Genomic DNA, 1,698 nt, shown 5'->3' with positions numbered 1-1,698 from the left:
TAGGCCTGCCAGCCGGTGCAGTGGCTGGCGATACGCTGGTGATCACCAACGGCACTACGCCGCAGACCATTACCCTGACGGCTGCGCAAATCACCGCAGGTTTCGTGACAACCACCTTCGCCAACCCGGGCGAAGGCAACACGCTGACCGTCGAAGCCACCCTGCGTGACCAGTTCGGCAACACGTCGAACAAGGGAACCGACAGCGCCCGCGTCGATACGCTGGCAGGTGCCACAGGTGCGGCTCCAACCGTAGAAATTCGTGAAGACATCAACAACGACGGGGTGATCGGTCAGAACGAGCTCAGCGGTGCGATCGATGTACGAGTCGGCTTGCCAGCCGGCTCCGTGGCCGGCGATATCATCAGTGTCACCGATGGCACGACCATCAAGACCTTCACACTGACTGCAGCGCAAATCACCACGGGTCATGTCGACACCACCTTCGCCAACCCAGGTGAAGGCAAGACCATCACCGTCGAGGCAACGCTGCAGGATCAGTTCGGCAACACGTCCGGCAAGGGCAGCGACCAGGCTCTGGTGAACAGTAATCCAGTGGCCGTCGACGACCCTGTCGGCAGCCCTTACACCGTGACGATCGGTGACCTGGGTGGGGGTTCAGCCACCAACAACTGGGCGCAGAACGACAGTAACAATCAGAAGACGGTAATCCAGGCACGAGATGGCAATGGCGACAACGCCAACCTGCTGCAACTGACCGTCGACGGCAACCAGAACGCTCTGGGCGTCGCAGGTTCGCCACGCGCCGTGGTCAATCAGGTCCCAGACCAGCTGGAATACGACCCGACCACCGGCAAATCCGAATCCATCACCCTGAACTTCAGCGGCAACCTCAACCAGGCCAACTTCAGCGTAAGTCGCCTGATCGCCGCCGAAGAAGGTGGCGAAGTGGGTCGTTGGGTGGCGATGTACGAGGGCGTTGAAGTGGCCAGTGGCACCTTCAAGCTCAGCGGTGGCGGCTCCGGCACCTTCTCGCTCAATACCGGCACGCAAGTGTTCGACAGCATCCGCTTCGAGGCACTGCCTACGGCCAACGGCGCAGGTGATGGGTCCGACTACTTCCTGACCGGTTTCTCCGGGTCCGGCCCGGCCTCTGCCAACAGCGCCTATGTGGTCAATGAAAGCCAGACGCTGGTCATCGACCAGGGCAAAGGTCTGCTCAACAACGACAGCGATGCCCAGGCCAACCAGACGCTCGGGGTCATCAAGATCAATGGCGCTGACGTCCCTGCCGACGGCAAGGTCGCGCTGGCAACGGGTGTACTGACCGTCAATGCCGATGGCAGCTTCAACTTTGCCGCCAATGACAACAACCTCAAATCGGGTGAGGTCAAGACCCAGAGCTTCACCTACACCGTAGGTGATGGTTATGGCGGTACTGCAACCGCCACCGCCACCATCACCATCATCGGTACCGAAGTCGCTCCTGGCATCGGCGCAGTCAGCGCTGCCGTGGACAGCACCGGTGGCCAGGTGGACGAAGGCGACAATGCCGTCTTCACCGTCAACCTCACCAACGCCAGCAGCACGGCATCGACCTTCAACCTGTCCCTCAACCCGGGTACGGCGACTGCCGGTAGCGATTACAACGCAGCCCTGACCAACCAGAGCTTCAGCAACGGGGTCACCTACAACGCCGCTACTGGCCAGGTCACCGTGCCTGCGGGTGTCACCAGCT

Annotated in this window: 1 protein-coding gene; it reads left to right on the top strand. The window is 61.3% G+C overall.

Annotation, left to right across the window (positions count from 1 at the left end; all coding sequences use genetic code 11):
* The coding region (locus QRN22_RS25035; RefSeq protein ID WP_285404400.1) for a cadherin-like domain-containing protein at positions 1–1,698 on the top strand (1,698 nt) is incomplete at both ends.

The organism is Pseudomonas sp. MEJ086 (assembly GCF_030209025.1).
GTDB classification, from domain to species: Bacteria; Pseudomonadota; Gammaproteobacteria; order Pseudomonadales; family Pseudomonadaceae; genus Aquipseudomonas; species Aquipseudomonas fulva_A.
This window is presented reverse-complemented; position numbering and strand designations above follow the sequence as displayed.